The organism is Pseudomonas sp. FP2309 (assembly GCF_030687575.1).
In the GTDB taxonomy this organism is placed as follows: Bacteria; Pseudomonadota; Gammaproteobacteria; order Pseudomonadales; family Pseudomonadaceae; genus Aquipseudomonas.
The window spans coordinates 5,115,651-5,138,669 of record NZ_CP117439.1 but is presented as its reverse complement, the minus strand read 5'-3'; the positions used below and the strand labels follow the sequence as shown (position 1 = coordinate 5,138,669).

The window sequence follows — 23,019 nt, the reverse complement described above, 5'->3', positions numbered from 1 at the left end:
CAAAGGGGCTGCGCTAATCTATCTCACCGCTTGAGCAAGGCCCAAGCGCCGATGACGGCGGGGATGCCCAAACCGAGCCAACTGAGCGAATCCCACAGCCCGTCCCCCAACAGCGCCGCAAACAATCCGGTGGCACTCAGCAGGCCAATGCCCAGCGGCAGGCCAAACACCTTCCAGAAATTCGATTGACGCGGCCTCATGCCCTGGCCGCCTTACGTCGTACGATCCACAGGTAAACCCCGCTGCCGAGCACGATGATGGTCAGCACATCCAACACGGCCCAGAGGATCTTCATCGGCATGCCGCCGTAGTCACCGAAGTGCAGCGGCTGGGACATGCCCATGGCGTCCATGTACCACGGCCGTTCGGCGATGGCGGTGACGGCCAGGGTGCCGGCGTCGATCAGCACCGGAGTGAGCAGGTGCGAGGTCAGGTGGGTGCTGCCTTTCATGAACACCGCATAGTGGTGTTCGCTGGAAAAGCGTGTTCCGGGGAAGGCGATAAAGTCTGGCTGCATACCGGGCGCAGCCTTGGCCGCGATGTGCAGCAACTCGGTGGCCGGTGCGAGCCGGATCAAGGGCGGGGCGTTTTTGTAGGGTTCGATCAGGGCGCTGAGGCTGTCCTGGCGCCACGCGGCGATGATCAGGTCGGCGCAGGCGCTGATCACGCCTGTCACGCCCACTACCAACGCCCAGGTCAGGGTGACCACACCGATCAGGTTATGCAGGTCGAGCCAGCGCAGGCGGGTGGACTTGTCCTGGCGCACCGTGGCGAACTTCAACCGGCGCATGAACGGCAGGTACAACACCGTGCCGGAGACAATCGCGAGCACAAACAGGATGCCCATGAACGCCAGCAGCAACTTGCCCGGCAACCCGGCAAACATATCCACATGCAGGCGCAGCAGGAACAGGGTGAAACCGCCATTGGCCGACGGCATTTGCACCGCTTCGCCGGTGCGCGCATCGAGCATGAAGGTATGGGACGAATTGGGCTCGGTGCCGGCGGTGGCCGCCATGATTGCGATCACGCCGTTCTTGTCGTCCTCGTCCCAGGCCAGGTACTGCATGGCATCGCCGGGGCGATGGGCCCGGGCTTTGGCGACCAGTTGCTCCAGGTTGAGCTGCGGCGTATCGGCGGGCATCTGCGCCAGCGTCGGCTCGTTACCCAGCAGATGGTCGATCTCGTGGTGAAACACCAGTGGCAGGCCGGTGAGGGCGAGCAGCAGCAGGAACACCGTGCAGATCAGGCTGGTCCAGGTGTGGATAAAGGACCAGCGGCGGATGGTTTTGCTTTTCATGTTCTCGCCTTCAGACACACCAAAGCCGCCCCATCGGGCGGCCTGGTGGTTAACTCAGCCGGTTACCACTGATACGTGGCGCTGGCGACGACGCTGCGTTGGTCACCGAAGTAGCAGTAATTGCCATCGCAGGTGGACAGGTAATCCTTGTTGAACAGGTTCGTGGCGTTCACTTTCACGGATGCACCCTTGAGGCTGTTGTCCAGGCGGCCGAGGTCATAGTGCACGGCACCGTCGAACACGGTGTAGGCGTTGGCCTTGCCCAGCCAGGTGTTGGCCTGGTCGCCGTAGGTGTTGCCGGTATAGCGGGCGCCGAAGCCGATGCCAAAGCCGTCGAGCACGCCGGTGTGCCAGGTGTAGTCGGTCCACAGGGAGGCTTGCTGGTTAGGCATCAGTTGCAGGCGGTTGCCCTTGTAGATGCCTTTTTGTACCTCGGATTTGGCCAGGGTGTAGGCGGCGATGACCTTGAGGTTGTCGGTCACGTCGGATACCGCTTCCAGTTCCAGGCCTTTAACTTTTACTTCGCCGGTCTGGCTGTTGATTTGCTGGCCCCCTGGGCCGAGAGTGGTCACCTGCACGTTCTTCTGGGTCAGGTCGTAGACCGCCGCGCTCAGCAGCGTATTGGATCCGGGTGGCTGGTACTTGACGCCCATTTCCCATTGCTTGCCTTCGGTCGGTTTAAACGTGGTGAGCGCGTTTGTATCGGCATTGCTCGCTGGTTGGAACGACTCGGCATAGGACAAGTAAGGCACGAAGCCCGAGTCGAACACATAGCTGAGCGCCGCGTTGCCGCTGAAGTGTTTGATGCGGTCAGTGTTGGTCGCATCGCTGTCGTTGAAGTAGGTAGTGCCCTGATGCACCCAGTCTTCACGACCACCCAGCGTCAAGCGCCAATTGTCCAGGGCCATCTGGTCTTGGACGTAGAGGCCGGTTTGTACGGTTTTCTGGTTGTAGTCGTAAAAAGGTCGGACATTGGTCGGGCGCAGGGTGGGCTGGGTATTGATCGGGTTGAAGATATTGGTGCCTGAAGCCGTGCCGAATATTGCCCGATAGGACGTATCGGTACGTTGGTGATCCAGGCCGAGCAACAGCGTGTGGATGATGTCGCCGGTGGCAAAGTCAGCCTGGAAGTTGTTGTCCACGGCGAATTGGCTGATGTCCTCGTCAACGTTGGTGGTCGAGCGACTGATGTTGCCCGCCGCGTCCGCTGGTGAGAACGCGTAGGAGCCTACGGTCAACTGCTGGAACGACAGATCCGACTTGGTGTAGCGCAAGTTTTGCTTGAACTGCCACGTATCGTTGAAGCGATGCTCAAAAGCATAGCCCAGCGCGTAGTAGGTACGGTCGTAGTATTCGTAGTCCGGGTCGCCCAGGTTCTTGTGATGGGATACCTCGCCCAGGGGCGATTTGATCTTGGTGCCCTGGATCGGCAGGAACTGGCTGGTGGTACCGGTATCGTCGCGGGTGAACTGCGATAGAAAGGTCAGCTTGGTGTCCGGGTCGATGTTCCAGGTCAGGCTGGGGGCGATGTTGTAGCGCTTGTTGTCGATGTGGTCGACCTGGGTGCCGGCATCGCGCACCACGCCGCTGAGGCCGTAGAGGAACTGGCCTTCATCGTCGATTTTGCCGGTGCTGGCGAAGTTGATCTGGCGGTAGTTGTCACTGCCGTATTGCACCTGGACGGCACTGCTCTGTTCTTCACTGGGACGGCGGCTGACCATGTCCAGCAGGCCGCCCGGTGGTGTCTGACCGTACACCGACGAGGCCGGGCCACGCAGCAGGGCGAGGCGGTCGAGGTTCCAGGTTTCGGCTTTCGGGTTGGCATACACGCCGCGCGGCAGTGGCAGGCCATCGAGGAACTGGGTCGGTTCGAAACCGCGCACGCGCATCCAGTCGTAACGGGTGTCGCTGCCATAGCTGGCGGAGACGATGCCGGGCATGTACTTCACCGCGTCATCCAGGTTCTGCACGTTGCGGTCCTGCATCTGCTCGCGGGTAGCGACGGAAATCGAGCGCGGTGCTTCCACCAGCGCGGTGTCGGTCTTGGTGCCGGCGGCGGTGCGTTTGGCCAGGTAGCCGTCCACCGGACCCCAGGCGCTTTCGGTGTCGCCCTGACCAATGATATTGGTCTGCGGCAGGGCGACGACACCCTCAGGAATCGCCACCAGGGTAAACGTCCCGGCGCTGCTCTGTTCCAGTTGCAACCCGGTGCCACGCAGTGCCTCACGCAAGGCGCCCTGCGCATCGAACTGGCCTTGCACCGGTGCCGAGGTCTTGCCCGACGCCAGCGCCGGGTTGAGGGTCAATGCCAGGCCGGCCTGGCTGGCGATCTGGTTCAGGGTGCTCGCCAGGGGGGCCGCCGGCAGGTTGTAGGCGCGCACGCTGGACGCCTGCTCTGCGGCGAACAGCGAGGTGCTGGCCAACGGGGCGCTGAAGGCAATGGCCACGGCTAACAGGCTGGGGCGCAACAAAGTGTCTAGCGAACGGGACATGGGGCGGCTCCTGAATGGAAATATTTCTCAATTGCCTAGGTGCCGAACGAGAATCGAAAAGTGATAGGGCCAGGTGAAAATATTTTTGTGGTGTGTTTCTGATCGTTCCCACGCTCGCGTGGGAACGCCTCTTGTGACGCTCTGCGTCACGCTTTGGACGCAGAGCGTCCCGTGCTGCATTCCCACGCGGAGCGTTGGAACGATCAAACAAAAGTGATAGGGCGGGGTGAAAATATTTTGTGGTGTGTTTCTGATCGTTCCCACGCTCTGCGCGGGAATGCCTCTTGTGACGCTCTGCGTCACGCTTTGGACGCAGAGCGTCCCGTGCTGCATTCCCACGCGGAGCGTTGGAACGATCAAACAAAAGTGATAGGGCGGGGTGAACATATTGTTGTGGTGTGTTTCTGATCGTTCCCACGCTCTGCGTGGGAATGCCTCTTGTGACGCTCTGCGTCACGCTTTGGACGCAGAGCGTCCCGTGCTGCGTTGCCACGCGGAGCGTTGGAACGATCAAACACCTGGAACCTTAAGGCTTGGCAATCACGGTCACCCACCACGGCGTGTGCTGCTCGATCTGCACCGGCAGGGTCGGCAGCAACGCGTTAAGCGCCAGGCTGGTGTCGTGCAGCGGGAAGCTGCCGGTGATGCGCAGGTCGGCCACGTCTTTATCCACACCCAGGTAACCGGTGCGGTAACGGCCAAGTTCCTTGATGACGTCTCCCAGGCGGGCGTTGTCGACCACCAGCATGCCGCGCGTCCAGGCGTCGGTGGCGGGGGTGACGGCAAGCGCAGGGCCAAGGCCATCGCTGCGCATCAGCACTTGCTGGCCTTGCTTGAAAATCTGTTCCTGATGCACTGCCTGCGGTTGTGCCGCCACCGCCGATTGCAGGACGCTCAAGCGCGTGGCGTCGTCTTCGCGCTTGACGATGAACCGTGTGCCCAGCGCCCGCAGGCTGCCGTCGCGGGTTTGTACATAGAACGGGCGCGCATCGTTGTGGCCGGTTTCGACGAGGATTTCGCCTTCCTGCAACACGATCAGCCGGCGTTTTTCATCGAAACGCACGTCGATGGCGCTGTGGGTGTTGAGGTTGATCTGTGTGCCATCCGCCAGGTTCAGCGTGCGTTGCTCGCCGGTGGCGGTGCGCTGATCGGCCAGCCAATAGTGGATCGGCAGGTAGCGTTCGCCGGCAAACAACGCCAAGCCGCACACCAGCGCGATACTCGCCAGGCCGCTGCCGAGCTTGCGCACGCGCTGGCGAATGCCTTCGCGCGACTGCAACAACGCCACGCGCGCCGGGCCCGAGGCCACGCTGAAGCGCTGGTCGAGCATGCCCAGCTGGCGCCAGGCGCGGGCGTGTTCCTCGTGACTGGCCAGCCATTTGCTGAACTCTTCGCGTTCCACCGCGCTGCCATCTCCCGAATCGAGGGATAACTGCCAGGCAATCGCGGCGTCCAGCACGCGGGCCGAGACCGGCTTGGCACCGATCACGCTCATGAAGGCTCGCCATACAGCGCGATGTAGCACTGGCGAATGCCCTGGGCCAGATACTGGCGCACACGGGGCACCGACACGCCCAGGCGCTCGGCGATTTCGGCGTGGCCCAGGCCGTCGAGGCGGTTGTAGAGGAAGGCGGCGCGGGCCTTGCTCGACAGCTTGCCGAGCAGACGGTCGATGGCCTTGAGGTCTTCGAGGATCAGTTGCTGTTGTTCCGGGGAGGGGTGTTCGCTTTCCGGGATCAGCATCAGCTCAGTGAGGTAGGCCTGTTCCAGGGCCGCGCGGCGGAAGTAGTCGAACAATAATCCCTTGGCGATCGCCACCAGAAACGCCCGTGGCTCACGGGGCGCGCGCAGCTCGTCGCGGCCCAGCAAACGCATGAACGTGTCCTGGCTCAGGTCTTCGGCGCGGCTCGGGCAGGCCACGTTGCGCCGTAGCCAGGCCAACAGCCAGCCGCGATGGTCGCGATACAACGCGCCAACAAGCTCACTGTGTGGGTTCTGGACCGACGACAAGGCATCACCGAATAAACAGGAAGTGTAAACTAACGAGAATTATTCGCGATTGTGTCAGAGGCGTCGGGTGCGCGCAATTGGCGTCTGTCGGGTTGAAGGCTTAATGACATCTGCTTGAACGATCGGCTCTCCCTGATGACGACAGGGTTCTGTCGGTGAGGGGGGAGAAGGGAAGGGGCAAGCCTGCGCACCACAGCAACCGGCCCCCCTCAATAAAGCCAATGGACTGCGCTCCTTAGAAAGACGGCGCCTGTTTGCGCCGTTTCCACTGGCTCAAGCGGGCTTGCAGCGCGTGAGGCGTGTCTATGTGTTGCGAACGCGCGCGGCTGAACAGGATAAGCATCAGCTCTGCCGTCGCCAGGGCATCGGCGCTGGCGTGGTGGCGCTCACCCACTTGCAGGTGGAAGTGATTGATCCAGTCATCCAGCCCGGCTTCGCGAATGTGCGCTTCAGGACAGAGCAGCGGGGCAAGGTCGGCCACGTCCAGGAACGGGTGGGTCAGGCGATAACCCAGGCTGTCCTTGAGTGCGCGGCCCAGCATGTGTTGGTCGAACGGTGCATGAAAGGCCAGCAATGGGCTGTCGCCGACAAACGTCATGAAGTCCAACAGCGCTTCGACCGGGTCGCTGCCGGCCGCAATCGCGCTGGGCCCCAGGCCGTGGATCAGCACGCTGGGGCTGAGCTTGGTGGCGCTGCGTTGCAGGGTGCGTTCGAACAGCTGGGAAAAATCCACCGCGCCGTCTTCGATCACTACCGCGCCGATCGACAGCACCTGATCGCGGTTGAGGTTCAGGCCGCTGGTTTCCAGGTCCACCACCACCCAGCGTTGGCTGCGCAGCGTGTTGTCGCCCAAGGCCGCAGGCTTGATCAGTTGCTCCAGGCGCCGCTGTTGCGCCGCGTCCAGGCCGGGCTTGGATGCACGCAACCAACCGAACAGGCTCACAGTTGGTACCGCAGGGTCAGGCTGCTTTGCAGGCGTTGGGCCTGGCGCAGGGATTCGCGCAGGATGCGTCGGTCCAAATGGTTGAGGCTGTCGGGGTCGACGCGGTTGGAATACGGCTGGTTCTCGCGGGTTTGCAACTGGTGCTGCTGCATGCGCGTCTGCTGGATAAAGTGGTACGCCTCTTCATAGGCCGCGCCGTCCAGCGGTTCGATCACTTCCTTGACCACCAACTGGCGCAGGCGCTCCAGCGTGTTATTGGCGTGGATACCATTGGCCAGGGCCAGCAGGCGTGCGCCGTCGACAAACGGGGTAAGGCCCTGCACTTTAAGGTCCAGGGTGGCTTTTTCACCGCCTTTGCGCGTCAGCACAAATTCGCGGAAACGCCCCACCGGCGGGCGCTGGCGCAAGGCGTTCTCGGCAAGCATGCGCTGGAACAATCGGTTGTCCGCCACTTGATCCAGAATGCCTTGGCGCAATTGCTCGCAGCCCTGCTCGTCACCCCACACCACGCGCAGGTCGAAATAGATGCTCGAACCCAGCAGGTTCTCCGGCGTCGCCTCGCGAATGAACGCCGCAAAGCGCCGCGCCCATTCCGCCCGCGACAGGCACAGCTCGGGGTTGCCGGCCATGATGTTGCCTTTGCACAGGCTGAACCCGCACAAGGCCAGACTCTGGTTGATCTGCTGCGCCAGGGGCAGCAGACGCGCGCGGATCTCGGCGGCTTCAACGGCGTCCCTGGCGTCGAACAGAATGCCGTTGTCCTGATCGGTGTAGAGGGTCTGTTCGCGACGGCCTTCGCTGCCGAAACACAACCAGCTGAACGCCACGCCGGGGTCGCCTTTTTCGGCGAGGCTCAGTTCGATTACCCGGCACACGGTGTGGTCGTTGAGCAGCGTAATAATGTGGGTGATCTGGGTGGACGACGCGCCATGGGCCAGCATGCGTTCGACCAACTGGCCGATCTCGCCGCGAAGCGCCACCAGGTTTTCCACCCGCGGCGCGTTGCGGATGGTGCGGGCCAGGTGCACCAGATCCACACGTTGCAGGGAAAACAAGTCGCGCTCGGACACCACGCCGCACAGGCGCTGGTCCTTGACCAGGCACACGTGGGCGATATGCCGTTCGGTCATGGCGATGGCGGCGTCGAAAGCGCTGTGGTCCGGGGTCAGAAAAAACGGCGCTTGGGTCATGTGCGCGGCGATGCCCTGGCTGAAATCGCTCACGCCATCGGCCACTACATGCCGCAGGTCACGCAGGGTGAAGATCCCCAGGGGCGCCTTGTGGCTGTCGACGATCACAATGCTGCCCACCTGTTGCTCATGCATCAGCGTCACCGCTTCGCGCAATGGCGTATCCGGGCTGCAGGTGACCGGGTGGCGCATGGCCAATTCGCCCAGGCGCGTATTCAACGAATATTGGGTGCCGAGGGTCTCCACGGCTTTTTGCTGCACTTGTTGGTTAACCTGGTCCAGCAGGCTGCTGACGCCGCGCAGGGAAAAGTCGCGAAACGGGCTGGAGAGGGCGAACAGTTTGATAAAGGCCGGTTTGTTCAGTTGCAGGCAGAAGGTATCTTCGGCGGCCTTGTGCTCGGTGCGGGTGGCGCGTTCACCGAGCAGCGCGGCGAGAGGGAAGCACTCTCCGGTGGTGATTTCGAAAGTGGTTTCTGCCGAGTCCGGCCGTTCGCCAACGACGCGCCCTTGCTTGACGATATAAAAGTGCTCCACCGGGCCGCCTGACGGTTTGAGAATGCTCTCGCCGGGGCCGAAGAAGCGTAATTGGCACTGCTCGACCAGAAACGCCAGGTGGGCGTTTTCCATTTGGTTGAACGGCGGGAAGCGTTGCAGGAACTGCAACGTGCCATGGATGTTCTGCAATACCGCAGTTTTCCCCGCCTCGGCGAAGGCATCAGCTTTACTCATAACAGTGACCGCAGTGTTTTTGTCGTTATCGTCCTGCATGGTCGACTCCTACGCGTTGGGTGCCCATTGGACGTAAGTCTAGGTCGATGAAAATGGCCTCAGACTAGGGAAAAACCTTACATGAATATCGTCCAAACCCCGTAGAACGCCCACTAGGCAAACTTTCCGACGAAGTGCACATTGATCGCCGTTTCACAGATGTCTGACGAGTGTGCTGGGAGAGTGATGAGAACCGCCGAGAGCCGTATGTCCGACCACGATATTTTGAGTGACGCCGAGCGCGAGGCGCTGAGCGCTGTGATGCTGGAACCTGATTTACCGCCGCAACGGGTGCTGATCGTCGATGACGATAAAGACGCACGGGAACTGCTGGCGGAGATCCTGGGGCTGGACGGTATTCGCTGCATGACCGCCGACAGTGGGGAGAGGGCTTGGGAGCTGTTGAACTCCAGCAGCTCGATTGGTTTGTTGATCACCGACTTGCGCATGCAGCCGAGCAGCGGTTTGGAGCTGATCCGCAAGGTGCGCGAATCCATCCGTGCAGCGTTGCCGATCATCATCATGTCGGGCGATGCCGAAGCGCCGGATGTGATTGATGCGATGCATTTGAGCGTGGTGGACTTTTTGCTCAAACCGATCGATAGCGTGAAGCTGGCGAAGCTGGTCAAGAAGGAGTTGGGGATGGATTCCTGATCGTTGCGGCGTAGCTACAGGTCACCGATGGAAACAGGACGGGACACCTCAACGAAAAAAGCCCTGATCTCACGATCAGGGCTTTTTCATTTACAGGCCGTTTTTAGCCTTGAACTCGCGACGCCTGCGGTGCAAGACCGGCTCGGTGTAGCCGTTGGGCTGTTTGGTGCCTTCAATCACCAGCTCCACCGCTGCCTGGAACGCGATGTTGCTGTCGAAATCCGGTGCCAATGGGCGGTACAACGCATCCCCGGCATTCTGACGGTCCACCACCGGCGCCATGCGCTTGAGGCTTTCCATCACCTGTTCTTGAGTGACGATGCCGTGGCGCAACCAATTGGCAATGTGCTGGCTGGAGATGCGCAGGGTGGCGCGGTCTTCCATCAGGCCGACGTCGTTGATGTCCGGCACTTTCGAGCACCCCACACCCTGGTCGATCCAGCGGACCACATAGCCGAGGATGCCCTGGGCATTGTTGTCCAGTTCGTTGCGGATCTCTTCTTCGGACCAATCGGTGTTGCTGGCCAGAGGAATGGTCAGGATGTCGTCGACCGAGGCGCGTTCGCGCTTGGCCAGTTCGGCCTGGCGCGCGAACACGTCGACCTTGTGATAGTGCAGCGCATGCAGCGCGGCGGCGGTGGGCGACGGCACCCAGGCGGTGTTGGCGCCGGCCAGTGGGTGGGCGATTTTCTGCTCGAGCATCGCCGCCATCAGGTCGGGCATTGCCCACATGCCTTTACCGATCTGTGCACGGCCTTGCAGGCCGGTGCTCAAACCAATATCGACGTTCCAGTTTTCGTAGGCGCCGATCCATTTTTCCGCCTTCATCGCGGCCTTGCGCACCATCGCGCCGGCTTCCATGGAGGTGTGGATCTCATCGCCGGTGCGGTCGAGGAAGCCGGTGTTGATAAACACCACGCGTTCGCTGGCGGCCTTGATGCAGGCCTTGAGGTTGACCGTGGTGCGGCGTTCCTCGTCCATGATCCCGACTTTGAGGGTGTTGCGCGGCAGATTCAGCACGTCTTCGATGCGGCCGAACAGCTCGTTGGTGAACGCGGCTTCTTCAGGGCCGTGCATCTTCGGCTTCACGATGTACACCGAACCGGTGCGGCTGTTCTTGCGGCTGCTGTTGCCGTTGAGGCTGTGGATCGCCGCCAGGCTGGTGAGCAGGCCGTCAAGGATGCCTTCGGGTACTTCGTTGCCGTCTTTGTCGAGAATCGCATCGATGGTCATCAGGTGACCAACGTTGCGTACGAACAACAGCGAACGACCGTGCAGGGTGACGTCCTGACCATTCACGCCGGTGTAGACGCGGTCCGGGTTCATGGTGCGGGTGAAGGTCTTGCCGCCCTTGGCCACTTCTTCAGCCAGGTCGCCCTTCATCAGGCCGAGCCAATTGCGGTAGATCACCACTTTGTCATCGGCATCGACAGCGGCGACGGAGTCTTCGCAGTCCATGATGGTGGTCAGCGCGGCTTCCATCAGCACATCTTTGACGCCAGCGGCGTCGGTCTGGCCGACCGGGGTGTTGGCGTCGATCTGGATCTCGAAGTGCAGGCCGTTGTGTTTGAGCAGGATCGCGATCGGCTCGGCGGCCGGGCCCTGGAAACCGATCAACTGGGCATCGTCACGCAGGCCGCTGTTGCTGCCGCCTTTGAGGCTGACGATCAGCTTGCCGTCGACGATCTTGTAACCGGTGGACTCGACGTGGCTGCCGGCGCTGAGCGGAGCGGCTTCGTCAAGGAAGGCACGGGCGAAGGCGATGACCTTGTCGCCACGCACTTTGTTGTAGCCGCGGCCCTTTTCGGCGCCGTCGGCTTCGCTGATGGCATCGGTGCCATACAGTGCGTCATACAGCGAGCCCCAACGCGCATTGGAGGCGTTGAGGGCGAAGCGGGCGTTCATCACCGGCACCACCAACTGCGGGCCGGCCATGCGGGCAATCTCGTCATCGACGTTTTGAGTCGAGGCCTGGAAGTCTGCGGCTTCTGGCAGCAGGTATCCGATGTCTTGCAGGAAGGCTTTGTAGGCCACCGGGTCATGGGCCTGGCCCGCGTGGGTCTGGTGCCAGGTATCGATCCGCGCCTGGAAATCGTCGCGTTTGGCGAGCAGGGCTTTGTTCTTCGGGGCCAGGTCGTGGATGACCTTGTCGGCGCCGGCCCAGAACTGGTCGGCAGTGATGCCGGTACCGGGAATGGCTTCGTTGTTCACGAAGTCGAACAGGACTTTGGCGACCTGCAGGCCACCGACTTGAACGTGTTCAGTCATCTCTTGCCTCACTCTGCGGAGCTTATGCGCTGATTCAGATTTTCATTATGTAGTGCACGGTTGGGCATACTACATGATGCCTGGTGGTTGTGAAAATTAGACTAAATACGTCGTTTAGCGACCCACTTTGGTCGTACGGTCACAGCGGAGAACGGGATGTTCTCAAAAAACTATTGGATTGTTCCAGATAAAAATAAAAATGGTACACGATTTGTTTTCGAGGGCCCTCGGGTCCACCTTGTAGATTGAATTCCAGAGGGCTTCGCCATGGACCATCTTGTACTCACAATTATCGCCGCCGACAAACCCGGCCTGGTTGAACGCATCGCGCAGAACATCGCCGCTCACGGCGGTAACTGGCTGGAAAGCCGCATGGCCCATATGGCCGGGCAGTTTGCCGGGATCCTGCGGGTCAGCGTGCCGACGGAGAATCGTCAGGCATTGGTAGGGGCGCTGGAAGACTTATCCACACACGGCATTCGGGTGCTGGTGGGTGAGGGCAGCAGCGGGCAGGCGTCGACCTCCAAATCCATCGTAATGACGCTGGTGGGCAATGACCGCGCGGGCATCGTGCGGGAAATCACCGCGCTGTTGAGCAAGCAGGGGGTCAACCTGGAGCGCCTGAGCACCGATGTGCGGCCGGCGCCGATGAGCGGTGATCCGCTGTTCAATGCCGAGGCCTTATTGCAGGTGCCGGCAACCTTGTCCCTGGATAAGTTGCAGGAAGCCCTGGAAACCCTGGCCGACGATTTGATGGTGGAGCTGCGCAACGAGGAGTGATTTGCCCACAGGGTTATGCATGGAAATCTTGCATGGGCCTGTGGATAACCTGTAGAGACCCGGCGCAGGGCCACGCCAGCCGTGGCTTTGCACGAACTGAGCAAAAAACGAGCAGTTTCAAAGGCTTGTGCACAAATGGCGGGGATCAGGTTGTGGATAACCTTGGGGTGAATGTCTGCAAGCCACGCGCGCCGTGGCTTGCAGAGGTTTGTGCGTTATTTGATCAGCGTTTTCGCACGGTCAGCCAGGCGTCCACGCTGTAGACCGCCAGCCCGACCCAGATAAACGCGAAGGCCAGCAACGTGCTCGGCGCCAGGTGTTCACCGAACAGCAGCACGGCTTCGAGCAACACCAGGGTCGGCGCCACGTACTGCAAAAAGCCCAGGGCTGTGTAGGGCAAATGCCGCGCGGCGGCGTTGAAGCATACCAACGGGATCAGCGTGACCGGGCCTGCGGCCACCAACCACCAGGCTTCGGTGGTGCTCCAGAATTCAAGCTGGGCACTGTGGGCGCTTGGGTTGAACAGCAACCACGCCACGGCAATCGGCACCAGCATCCAGGTTTCCACCACCAGCCCGGGCAGTGCCTTGACCGGCGCCTGCTTGCGAATCAAACCGTAGAAACCAAAGGTCAGCGCCAACACCAGCGACACCCACGGCAAGCTGCCCACCTGCCACACCTGTTGCGCCACGCCCACCGCAGCCAGCCCGACGGCGACCCATTGCAGGCGGCGCAGGCGTTCGCCGAGCAGCAGCATGCCCAGCAGTACGTTTACCAGCGGGTTGATGTAATAACCCAGGCTCGCTTCGAGCATGCGCCCGCTGTTCACCGACCACACATAGGTCAGCCAGTTACCCGCAATCAATGAGCCACTCAAGGCCAGAATCGCCAGGCGCCTGGGGTTGTCACGCAGCTCACGGAACCAGCCGGGGTGTTTCCATACCATCAACAGCAGCGCGCCGAACAACGCCGACCACAGCACGCGGTGCACGATGATTTCGGCGGCGGGTACGCTGGCGATGGCTTTGAAGTAGAGCGGGAACAGACCCCAGATGACGTAGGCGCTCAGGCCCATGATGTACCCCTTGCGGGGGTTGGCGGCGTGCATTGCAGAATCCTTGCTTAGGCAGCTAACAAAGCGCGATTGTAAGGATATTTGTCACGCAATGGGACCTGCTTTATGGGGACGGCAGCGAGCCTGCTCCCCATAAAACCAATGCGGTCAGAAGAGTTTCAGCGGTTCTTCGTTGAGCGCCGACAGTTGCTCGCGCAACGCCAACACCTGGTCGCCCCAATAGCGCTCGCTGCCGAACCACGGGAAGCTGTGGGGGAACGCCGGGTCGTCCCAGCGCCGGGCCAGCCAGGCGCTGTAGTGCATCAGGCGCAGGGCGCGCAGCGGTTCGATCAAGGCCAGTTCGCGCGGGTCAAAGTCGTGGAACTCTTGATAGCCGTCCATCAATTCCGACAGCTGGCCCAGGCATTCCTGACGGTCGCCGGCGAGCATCATCCACAGGTCCTGTACGGCGGGGCCCATGCGGCAGTCATCCAGGTCGACGATATGAAACATCTCGTCGCGGCACATCATGTTGCCAGGGTGGCAATCGCCATGCATGCGGATGTTCTTGTGCGGTGTGGCCTTGTACACCTCTTCGACGCGCTTGAGCAGGTCGCGGGCCACCGACTCGTAGGCCGGCAGCAGGCTCTTGGGAATAAAGTTGCCTTCGAGCAGGGTGTTCAGGGAGTCGTGACCGAAGTTCTTCACGCCCAAGGCTTCGCGGTGTTCGAACGCACGGGTGGAACCCACCGCATGCAAGCGGCCGAGCAATTGCCCGAGGCGATACAGTTGGTCGAGATTGCCCGGCTCCGGCGCGCGGCCGCCACGACGGGGAAACAGGGTGAAGCGAAAGCCTGCGTGTTCGAACAGGCTTTCGCCGTTGTGGATAAGGGGTGCGACTACCGGCACGTCGCATTCGGCCAGTTCGAAGGTGAAGCGGTGTTCTTCAAGAATCGCTTCGTTGGTCCAGCGCTGGGGACGATAGAACTTGGCGATCAGCGGTTCACCGTCTTCGATGCCCACCTGATACACGCGGTTTTCGTAGCTGTTGAGCGCCAGCACGCGAGCATCGCTGAGGAACCCGATGCTTTCGACGGCGTCGAGTACCAGATCAGGGGTAAGTGTTTCAAACGGATGGGCCATGCGAACTCCTGCGCGCAGCAGGGCGCCGCGTCCGGCCGGGTATGGTAACGCACACGGCTTGCGATAGGGGGGCGACTTGAGTATCACCATCGGGGTAAGCCCCTCCCACATGGGTGGGCGGGTCTTGCCCCGATGGCGGTCAGTCAGGCGCCCACAATCCCGCCATCATCGCGCCGAATCGCCATCACCGAGGAGCGCGGTTTGCCATTGGGCAGGTGCTCCGGCCAGGTCGAACCACCGGTTTCGCCGGGGTGTTGAATCCCCACAAACAGCGTTTTTTGATCCGGCGAGAAGCTGATCCCTGTCACCTCACAGGCCACTGGTCCCACCATGAATCGACGAATTTCCCCGGTGACCGGGTCGGCGCACAGCATCTGGTTATTGCCCATGCCGGCGAAGTCGCCTGCGTTGCTGTAGTCGCCGTCAGTGAGAATCCACAGGCGCCCGGCCTTGTCGAAACCCAGGCCGTCGGGGCTGTTGAACATGTTCTGCGGGTTGATGTTGGACGAGCCGCCCTTGGGCTTGCCGGCGTGAATGCCGGGGTTGCCGGCCACCACAAACAGGTCCCAACTGAAGTCGGCGGCGCCGTGGTCATCGGCATTGGCCTTCCAGCGCAGGATCTGGCCGTAGACGTTCTTCTCCCGTGGGTTGGGGCCGCCCACCGGTTGGCCGTCTTCGCCGCGTTTGGCGTTGTTGGTCAGGGTGCAGTAGACCTGGCCGTCGGTGGGGCTGACCACGATCCATTCCGGGCGGTCCATGCGTGTGGCCTTGACCACGCTGGCGGCCAGGCGCGCGTGGATCAACACTTCGGCCTGGCTGGCGAAACCGCTGGCGGCATCGATGCCGTTTTTGCCATGGGTCAACTCCACCCACTGGCCTTTGCCCTTCGGATGATCGGCGTCGCCGTCGCCCGCGTCGAAGATCGCCACATATAAGGTGCCGTGGTCGAGCAGGTCTTTGTTGGCCTTGGGGTTTTTGTGGTTGATCTTGTCGCGGCTGACGAACTTGTAGATGAACTCGCCGCGTTCGTCATCGCCCATGTACACCACGGCGCGGCCATCACGGGTTTCGGCAAGCGCCGCGTTCTCGTGTTTGAAACGGCCCAGGGCGGTGCGTTTGACCGGGGTGGATTGCGGGTCGAACGGGTCGATTTCCACTACCCAGCCATGTCGATTGAGTTCGTTCGGGTTCTTGGCCATGTCGAAACGCGGGTCGTGCAGGTGCCAGTTGATGTCCTTGCTGGCCGCCACCACGCCGTAGCGTTTTTGCCCGGCATCGAAGGTTTGCTGTGGGTTGCTGCTGCCGAAGCAGTCGGTGAAGTTCTCTTCACATGTCAGATAAGTGCCCCACGGCGTCTTGCCATTGGCGCAGTTCTGGAACGTGCCGAGGGCTTTTTTGCCGGACGTGTCGGCGCTGGTTTTCAGCCAGTCGTGACCGGCGGCGGGGCCGCTCAGGCGGATCGGCGAGTTGCCGTGAATGCGCCGGTTGTAGCGCGAGTCCTGGACGAACTGCCAGGTGTCGCCCTTGCGCCGGATTTCGATCACCGACACGCCTTCGCTGGCCTGGGCCTTGCGCACATCTTCGGCTGATTGCGGTGCGCCGCCGTGGGCGTAGAGGTAGCGGTAGTTGGTGTATTCGTTGTTGATCGCCATCAGCGCGCGGTTGTCGTCACCGGGGAAGGCAAACAGGCTCATGCCGTCGTTGTTGTCGCCGAACTGCTGCTCCTGGGCCTTGGCCGTGCCGTTGCCGGACGGGTCGAAGGCCGGCGCGTTCTTGTGCAGTGGCTGGCCCCAACTGATCAGCACCGAGGCGCTGTAGCCTGGCGGCAGGGTGATGGTGTCGCTGGTGGCGGCGGCGATGCTGGTGAAACCCAGCAGCGGGCTGGCGGACGCGGCATTTACGGCCAGGGCGCTGCGGCTGAGCAGGTTGCCGCCCAGGAACATCGCCGCGCCGCACAGTGCACCGGCGCCGATAAAGCGACGGCGGGTCAGGCCGACCATTTGTTCGAGGTCGGTGGCTTGGTTCTCTTCTAATAGGTTCATCTCAGGCTCCTTGAGTGCTTTTTGCCAACACCTTAAGCAGCCGTTGTGACGAAACTGTTGCAGTTTGAAGGCTCAGGCGCCGAGGCAGCCAATCAGACGGGCGTGCCGAGCAGCACATGGCTGGGTGCGAATTGCACCCGGATTGCCTGGCCCTCGGCGGTACCCAGGGCCGTGAGCGCCTCGGGCTGCGCCAGCGCGTATAGAACCAGACCGTTGGGCAGGTTGATGCGCACTTCGCTGGGACCATCGTCCGCATCGAAAATCGCCGCGACGGTGCCGCTCAAGCAATTGTGTCCAAGTGTTGCAGTTGCCAGCGGCGCGAGCAGTTCCAGCCAGCCGGCCTTGATCAAGGCGACCACTTCCACGCCCGGCTCCAGCTCCAGCCGTTGCGTGCTGTCGTGGGTGATTTGCGCGGTGAGCACCAGCCCGTCCGCCAGTTGCAGATGGATCAAGTCGTTGCGGCCATGGCGTTCAATCGCGCTGACCTGGCCATGCAACTGGTTGCGTGCGCTGGTACGCAGCATCAAGCGGCCGAGCAGGTGGAAGTCACTGGTGGCGTCGTCCGAGCCCAGCACTTGTGCTTGCAGCACTTGCAGGCGTTGGTAAAGGCGCAGCACTCGTTCACCTTCGGCGGTGAGCCTGGCACCGCCACCGCCTTTGCCGCCGACACTGCGTTCCACCAGGGGTTTTTGCGCGAGGTTGTTCAGCTCATCGATGGCGTCCCAGGCGGCCTTGTAACTCAGGCCGGCGCTTTTGGCGGCGCGCGTGATGGAGCCCTGCTCGCAGATATGGGCGAGCAAGGCGATGCGCTGGGGGCGGCGCACTATATGTTGGCTCAGAGAGGTCGGGAGTGACATGGGCATACGCTGTGTGGGAATGAGCGGACGTTGCGGCTGCGAGGCACCGGAGTCAAGTGCCGGGCTTGGGCGTGCGGGCCACGCAGTACACGTCCACTTGCCGCGCGCCGGCGTTGATCAACAGCCGCGCCAGGCTGTGGGCGGTGGCCCCGGTGGTGAGTACGTCGTCCACCAAGGCCACGTGACGCCCTTGCACTTGCGCGTCGGCGGTCAGGGCAAACGCGCCGAGCAAGTTGTGCTTGCGGGTCTTGGCGTCGAGGGCTTGTTGCGCCAGGGTTTCGCGGGGACGTAACAGCACGTGCTCATCACAGGGGATGTTCAGGTCGGTGCTGAGCCAGCGTGCCAGCATCAGCGCCTGGTTGTAGCCGCGTTCGCGCAGACGCTTGGCGGCCATGGGCACCGGCAGCAGGGCGTCCGGGCGGGTAAGTGCCGTGTTATCAAAACGATGTTGCAGGTGGTGCCCCAGTAGGCGCCCCAGCATGCGTCCCAGGGGCCAGCGTGCCTGGTGCTTGAAGCGGCTGATCAGGCTGTCGACGGGAAAACTGTAGGTCCAGGGCGCGATCACCTGGGTAAACGCCGGCGGCTGCCGCTGGCACTGGCCGCAGATCAGGCCGTCCAGCGGTAAGGGCAGGGCGCAGACTTCGCAGTGTTCCATCAGCCAGGGCAATTCGGTTTCGCAGGCATTGCACACCGAATCGTCGGTTTCCGTGGGTTCATCGCAGATCAAGCAGGTCTGAGTGTTTTTTGACCAGATGTAAACTTCGTGTTTGTGCCTTGGTTGACAGTGCATGAATCTTCCTTAAATATGCCGAGCATCCGTGTCGCGCCTGTGGGTATTGCCCTTCCCGCAGCGCATGTCAAAGCATAATCAAGGAATCGCCCATGAGCGCCAGCACCACTGCCACCCTGCGTCACGATTGGTCCCTGGCCGAAGTCAAAGCACTGTTCGTGCAGCCGTTCAATGACCTGTTGTTCCAGGCGCAGACCGTGCACCGCGCGCATTTCGATGCCAACCGCGTGCAGGTGTCGACCCTGCTGTCGATCAAGACCGGCGCCTGCCCGGAAGATTGCAAATATTGTCCGCAGTCGGGCCACTACAACACGGGCCTGGAAAAAGAAAAACTGATGGAAGTGCAGAAGGTCCTCGAAGAGGCCGCTCGCGCCAAAGCCATTGGCTCCACGCGCTTCTGCATGGGCGCGGCGTGGAAGCACCCGTCGGCCAAAGACATGCCCTACGTGCTGGAGATGGTCAAAGGCGTGAAGGCCATGGGTCTGGAAACCTGCATGACCCTGGGGCGTCTCGACCAGGATCAGACCGACGCCCTGGCCCAGGCCGGCCTCGACTACTACAACCACAACCTCGACACCTCGCCGGAGTTCTACGGCAGCATCATCACCACCCGTACCTACAGCGAGCGCCTGCAAACCCTGGCCTATGTGCGTGATTCGGGGATGAAGATCTGCTCCGGCGGCATCCTCGGCATGGGCGAATCCCTCGATGACCGCGCCAACCTGCTGATCCAACTGGCCAACCTGCCGGAGCACCCCGAGTCGGTGCCGATCAACATGCTGGTGAAGGTGGCCGGTACGCCGCTGGAAAACGCCGAAGACATCGACCCGTTTGACTTTATCCGCATGCTGGCGGTGGCGCGCATCCTGATGCCGCAGTCCCACGTGCGCCTGTCGGCCGGTCGTGAAGCGATGAATGAGCAGATGCAGGCCCTGGCGTTTTTTGCCGGCGCCAACTCGATCTTCTACGGCGACAAACTGCTGACTACCGCCAACCCGCAGGCCGACAAGGACATGCAGCTGTTTTCGCGCCTGGGCATCCTGCCGGAAGCCCGTGAAGAGCACGCCGATGAAGTGCATCAGGCGGCGATCGAGCAGGCGCTGGTGGAGCACAAGAGCAGCGAGCAGTTCTATAACGCGGCGGTGTGACTGAAATGAGCTCCAGCTGTGGGAGGGGCGTGTTCGCGAGATAAGGTATATCGGCATCCGATGTGCTGACTGATCCACCGCATTCGCGAGCGCGCCGCACCTGCATTTTTGACCGCGTCCAACTTGAGCTACCGAGGCCTGCATGTCTTTTGATCTCGCCGCGCGCCTCGCTGCCCGCCGTGCCGAACACCTTTACCGCAAGCGCCCGCTGCTCCAGAGCCCCCAAGGCCCGGAAGTGGTGGTCGACGGCCAACCGCTGTTGGCGTTCTGCAATAACGATTACCTGGGCCTGGCCAACCACCCGCAGGTGATCGAAGCCTGGCGCGCCGGTGCGGCCCGCTGGGGCGTGGGCGGCGGCGCATCGCACCTGGTGGTCGGCCACGCCACGCCGCACCATGAGCTGGAAGAAGCCCTGGCCGACCTGACCGGTCGCCCGCGTGCCTTGTTGTTTACCACCGGCTACATGGCCAACCTCGGCGCGGTCACAGCGTTGGTGGGGCAGGGGGACACGGTGCTGGAAGACCGTCTTAACCATGCCTCCTTGCTGGACGCGGGCTTGCTGTCCGGGGCGCGGTTCAATCGCTACCTGCATAACGACGCGGCCAGCCTGGCCAAGCGCCTGGAAAAAGCCATGGGCAACACGTTGGTGGTCACCGATGGCGTGTTCAGCATGGACGGCGACCTCGCCGACCTGCCCGCGCTGGCCCGTGAAACCAAGGCCAAAGGCGCCTGGTTGATGGTCGATGACGCCCATGGTTTTGGTCCGTTGGGCGCCAGCGGGGGCGGGATCGTCGAGCATTTCGGTTTGAGCCAGGAGGACGTGCCGGTATTGGTCGGCACCCTGGGCAAAGCGTTTGGTACTGCCGGCGCGTTTGTGGCGGGCAGTGAAGACCTGATCGAAAGCCTGATCCAGTTCGCCCGCCCGTATATCTACACCACCAGTCAGCCGCCGGCCCTGGCTTGCGCCACGCTCAAAAGCCTGGCGCTGCTGCGCACCGAGCATTGGCGGCGTGAACATCTCAGTGGGCTGATCCGCCAGTTCCGGCGGGGGGCCGAGCAGTTGGGGCTGGACTTGATGGACAGCTTTACGCCGATCCAGCCGATCCTGATCGGCGACAGCGCCAAGGCGGTGCGTTTGTCCCAGCGACTGCGGGAGCGCGGTGTGATGGTGACAGCGATCCGCCCGCCCACCGTGCCCGCCGGCAGCGCACGTTTGCGCGTGACGTTGACGGCCGCCCACAGCGCGGCGCAGGTGCAGCTACTGTTAAACGCGCTGGAAGCCTGTTTTCGCCTGGAGCCCGACCATGCGTGACCGACTGATATTGCTGCCCGGCTGGGGCCTGGGTGTATCGCCGCTGGAACCACTGTCGGCGGCGTTGCGGGGCTTGGATGAGCGCTTGCAGGTGCAGATCGAGCCGTTGCCCGTACTGGATTCCAGCGACCTGAATGAGTGGCTCGACGAGCTTGACGCCACGCTGCCGGACAACGCCTGGCTGGGTGGCTGGTCCCTGGGCGGGATGCTGGCCTCGGAGTTGGCCGCGCGGCGCGGGGAGCGTTGCTGTGGCCTGCTGACCCTGGCGAGCAACCCGTGTTTCGTGGCCCATGACGCCTGGCCGAGCGCGATGCCCGCCGACACCTTTGATGCGTTTCTCGCCGGTTGCAATGCCGACTCCCACGTCACTCTCAAGCGCTTTGGGCTGTTGTGCGCCAAGGGCGGCGCAGACCCGCGCGGGCTCTCGCGGTTGTTGGTCAGCGGCGCGCCCCATACCGCGCCCGGCCTATTGATGAGCGGCCTTGAACTGCTCGCGCAATTGGACACCCGCGACGCCTTGCTGGCTTATCGCGGCCCGCAGTTGCACCTGTTCGCGGGGATGGACGGGTTGGTGCCCGCCGAAGCCGCCGCTGACCTGCTGGCACTGTTGCCTGATGTTGAAATCGGCCTGATCGAACAGGCCGGTCACGCGTTTCTTCTGGAAGACCCCCACGGTGTGGCGGGGGCCATCCAGGCTTTTTTGCATGAGTGTGCCGATGACTGATTTATCCCATCCCGCCTTGCCGGGCGGCTTGCCGGACAAGCGCCACGTGGCTGCGTCCTTCTCGCGCGCGGCGGCCAGTTACGACAGCGTGGCCCAATTGCAGCGGGCAGTGGGGCACGAACTGTTGTCGCGCCTGCCATCTGCCTGCGCGCCACACCGCTGGCTGGATATGGGCTGCGGCACGGGGTATTTCAGCCGTGCGTTGGCTGCACGCTGGCCGGCGAGCCAAGGCGTGGCACTGGATATTGCCGAGGGCATGCTCAACCACGCGCGACCTTCAGGCGGTGCGCGGCACTTCATTGCCGGCGATGCGGAACGTTTGCCGCTGAAAGCGGATGGCTTTGAGCTGCTCTTCTCCAGCCTGGCGGTGCAATGGTGTTCGAACTTCGAGGCCGTGCTCAGCGAGGCTTATCGAGTGCTGCAACCAGGCGGCGTATTGGCTTTCGCCAGTTTGTGCGTGGGCACCCTGGATGAGCTGCGTGAGAGCTGGCGCGCCGTGGACGGCCTGGTGCACGTCAACCGCTTTCGCACCTTCGAGGCTTACCAGCAACTGTGCGCGGCCAGCGGTTTGCGTGTGGTCAGCCTGGAACGCCGGCCCCATGTGTTGCATTACCCGGATGTGCGCAGCCTGACCCATGAATTGAAAGCCCTGGGTGCGCACAATCTCAATCCTGGACGCCCCGGTGGGTTGACCGGCCGTGCGCGAGTTGCCGCCTTGCTGCAAGCCTATGAGCAGTTCCGCCAGGTCCAAGGCCTGCCGGCGACTTACCAGGTGGTGTACGCCGTACTGGAGAAACCGCTATGAGCGCCGCTTATTTCATCACCGGCACTGACACCGATGTCGGCAAAACCACAGTCGCTGCGGGCCTGTTGCATGCGGCGCGCCAGGCCGGCAAAAGCACGGCGGCCGGCAAACCGGTGGCGTCCGGTTGCACGGTCACGCCCAAGGGGTTGCGCAACGCCGATGCCCTGGCGCTGCTGGCGCAGTGCTCATTGCCGTTGAGTTACGCCGAGGTCAACCCGGTGGCGTTCGAGCCGGCCATCGCCCCGCATTTGGCGGCGCGGGAGGCGGGCGTGTCGCTGACGGTGCAGTCGTTGCTTAAACCCATGCAACAGATTCTGGCGCGCCGGGCGGATTTCACCCTGATTGAGGGCGCGGGCGGTTGGCGCGTGCCCTTGGCCGATCAGGCCAACCTGTCGGATCTGGCCATGGCGCTCAAATTGCCGGTGATCCTGGTGGTCGGCGTGCGCCTGGGGTGTATCAGTCATGCGTTGCTCACCGCTGAAGCCATCGCACGGGACGGTTTGCAGTTGGCGGGATGGGTGGCCAATATCATCGACCCCAAGACCTCCCGTCTGGAGGAAAACCTGGCAACCCTCGCCGAACGGTTGCCCGCACCCTGTCTGGGACGTGTTCCCAAACTCAAGCACGCCGGGGCTGAAGCCGTGGCGCCGTACTTGCTGCTGGACCTGCTTGACTGATTTTGGCTATCGCCAAGGCATTGTGCCATTAGTGTTTTTGACGGGCCTTTTGCCACGATCTC

At 62.3% G+C, this 23,019-nt stretch carries 20 protein-coding genes; 7 read left to right on the top strand and 13 right to left on the bottom strand.

The window, feature by feature from the left end:
• Nucleotides 1–23: 23 nt before the first annotated feature.
• The 7 genes from PSH59_RS23735 to PSH59_RS23705 form a co-directional block, all read right to left on the bottom strand.
• On the bottom strand, nt 24–200 hold the full coding sequence (locus PSH59_RS23735; RefSeq protein WP_248080362.1) for a hypothetical protein: 177 nt from the start codon (nt 198–200) through the stop codon (nt 24–26).
• The gene (locus PSH59_RS23730; RefSeq protein ID WP_305393795.1) at nt 197–1,300 is read right to left on the bottom strand and encodes a PepSY domain-containing protein; all 1,104 of its coding nucleotides are present in this window, start codon (nt 1,298–1,300) and stop codon (nt 197–199) included. The genes PSH59_RS23735 and PSH59_RS23730 overlap by 4 nt, the downstream gene beginning before the upstream one ends.
• A gap of 62 nt (nt 1,301–1,362) precedes the next feature.
• A complete protein-coding gene (locus PSH59_RS23725) occupies nt 1,363–3,792 on the bottom strand; it encodes a TonB-dependent siderophore receptor (protein WP_305393794.1) in 2,430 nt (809 codons plus the stop codon).
• Nucleotides 3,793–4,318: 526 nt separating this feature from the next.
• A complete protein-coding gene (locus PSH59_RS23720) occupies nt 4,319–5,287 on the bottom strand; it encodes a FecR domain-containing protein (RefSeq protein WP_305393793.1) in 969 nt (322 codons plus the stop codon).
• Entirely contained in the window at nt 5,284–5,802 is a 519-nt protein-coding gene (locus tag PSH59_RS23715; RefSeq protein WP_248080354.1) for an RNA polymerase sigma factor, read from the bottom strand. The genes PSH59_RS23720 and PSH59_RS23715 overlap by 4 nt, the downstream gene beginning before the upstream one ends.
• 235 nt (nt 5,803–6,037) lie before the next feature.
• Nucleotides 6,038–6,745, bottom strand: a complete 708-nt coding sequence (locus PSH59_RS23710; protein WP_305393792.1) for a PolC-type DNA polymerase III — start codon at nt 6,743–6,745, stop codon at nt 6,038–6,040.
• The gene (locus tag PSH59_RS23705) at nt 6,742–8,664 is read right to left on the bottom strand and encodes a putative nucleotidyltransferase substrate binding domain-containing protein (RefSeq protein WP_305395327.1); all 1,923 of its coding nucleotides are present in this window, start codon (nt 8,662–8,664) and stop codon (nt 6,742–6,744) included. Before PSH59_RS23705 ends, PSH59_RS23710 begins: the two co-directional genes overlap by 4 nt.
• 246 nt (nt 8,665–8,910) lie before the next feature.
• Here PSH59_RS23705 and PSH59_RS23700 point away from each other — a divergent pair, with 246 nt between their 5' ends.
• Nucleotides 8,911–9,357, top strand: coding sequence for a response regulator (locus tag PSH59_RS23700; RefSeq protein ID WP_248080348.1), 447 nt, complete (start codon nt 8,911–8,913; stop codon nt 9,355–9,357).
• A gap of 90 nt (nt 9,358–9,447) precedes the next feature.
• Here the strand turns inward: PSH59_RS23700 and PSH59_RS23695 are convergent, their stop codons facing one another.
• A complete protein-coding gene (locus PSH59_RS23695; protein WP_305393791.1) occupies nt 9,448–11,625 on the bottom strand; it encodes a malate synthase G in 2,178 nt (725 codons plus the stop codon).
• Nucleotides 11,626–11,892: 267 nt separating this feature from the next.
• Between PSH59_RS23695 and PSH59_RS23690 the strand changes: the two genes are divergently transcribed.
• Nucleotides 11,893–12,405: a glycine cleavage system protein R gene (locus PSH59_RS23690; protein ID WP_248080344.1), complete on the top strand. Its 513-nt coding sequence runs from the start codon at nt 11,893–11,895 to the stop codon at nt 12,403–12,405.
• Between the two features lie 223 nt (nt 12,406–12,628).
• On the opposite strand, the gene rarD is transcribed toward PSH59_RS23690, so the two are convergent.
• From rarD to PSH59_RS23665, 5 genes are all read right to left on the bottom strand, one after another.
• The gene (gene rarD / locus PSH59_RS23685; RefSeq protein WP_305393790.1) at nt 12,629–13,513 is read right to left on the bottom strand and encodes an EamA family transporter RarD; all 885 of its coding nucleotides are present in this window, start codon (nt 13,511–13,513) and stop codon (nt 12,629–12,631) included.
• A 114-nt stretch (nt 13,514–13,627) separates the two neighbouring features.
• On the bottom strand, nt 13,628–14,602 hold the full coding sequence (locus PSH59_RS23680; protein WP_248080340.1) for a serine/threonine protein kinase: 975 nt from the start codon (nt 14,600–14,602) through the stop codon (nt 13,628–13,630).
• A gap of 143 nt (nt 14,603–14,745) precedes the next feature.
• Nucleotides 14,746–16,644 (bottom strand): PhoX family phosphatase, encoded by a 1,899-nt coding sequence (locus tag PSH59_RS23675; protein ID WP_248080338.1) that lies wholly within the window; start codon nt 16,642–16,644, stop codon nt 14,746–14,748.
• 92 nt (nt 16,645–16,736) lie between these two features.
• Nucleotides 16,737–17,501 (bottom strand): TOBE domain-containing protein, encoded by a 765-nt coding sequence (locus tag PSH59_RS23670; protein ID WP_305393789.1) that lies wholly within the window; start codon nt 17,499–17,501, stop codon nt 16,737–16,739.
• Nucleotides 17,502–17,553: 52 nt separating this feature from the next.
• A complete protein-coding gene (locus PSH59_RS23665; protein ID WP_305393788.1) occupies nt 17,554–18,291 on the bottom strand; it encodes a ComF family protein in 738 nt (245 codons plus the stop codon).
• Between the two features lie 92 nt (nt 18,292–18,383).
• Between PSH59_RS23665 and bioB the strand changes: the two genes are divergently transcribed.
• The 5 genes from bioB (at nt 18,384) to bioD (ending at nt 22,957) form a co-directional block, all read left to right on the top strand.
• Complete coding sequence (bioB, locus tag PSH59_RS23660; protein ID WP_248080332.1) at nt 18,384–19,439, top strand: biotin synthase BioB; 1,056 nt, start codon at nt 18,384–18,386, stop codon at nt 19,437–19,439.
• Nucleotides 19,440–19,581: 142 nt separating this feature from the next.
• Nucleotides 19,582–20,751 (top strand): 8-amino-7-oxononanoate synthase, encoded by a 1,170-nt coding sequence (gene bioF, locus PSH59_RS23655; protein WP_305393787.1) that lies wholly within the window; start codon nt 19,582–19,584, stop codon nt 20,749–20,751.
• Nucleotides 20,744–21,475 carry an alpha/beta fold hydrolase gene (locus PSH59_RS23650; RefSeq protein WP_305393786.1) on the top strand — a complete coding sequence of 244 codons (732 nt, stop codon included), beginning with the start codon at nt 20,744–20,746 and terminating at the stop codon, nt 21,473–21,475. Before bioF ends, PSH59_RS23650 begins: the two co-directional genes overlap by 8 nt.
• Nucleotides 21,468–22,280 (top strand): malonyl-ACP O-methyltransferase BioC, encoded by an 813-nt coding sequence (bioC, locus tag PSH59_RS23645; RefSeq protein WP_305393785.1) that lies wholly within the window; start codon nt 21,468–21,470, stop codon nt 22,278–22,280. Before PSH59_RS23650 ends, bioC begins: the two co-directional genes overlap by 8 nt.
• Nucleotides 22,277–22,957: a dethiobiotin synthase gene (gene bioD, locus PSH59_RS23640; RefSeq protein ID WP_248080324.1), complete on the top strand. Its 681-nt coding sequence runs from the start codon at nt 22,277–22,279 to the stop codon at nt 22,955–22,957. The genes bioC and bioD overlap by 4 nt, the downstream gene beginning before the upstream one ends.
• The last annotated feature ends 62 nt before the right edge of the window (nt 22,958–23,019 follow it).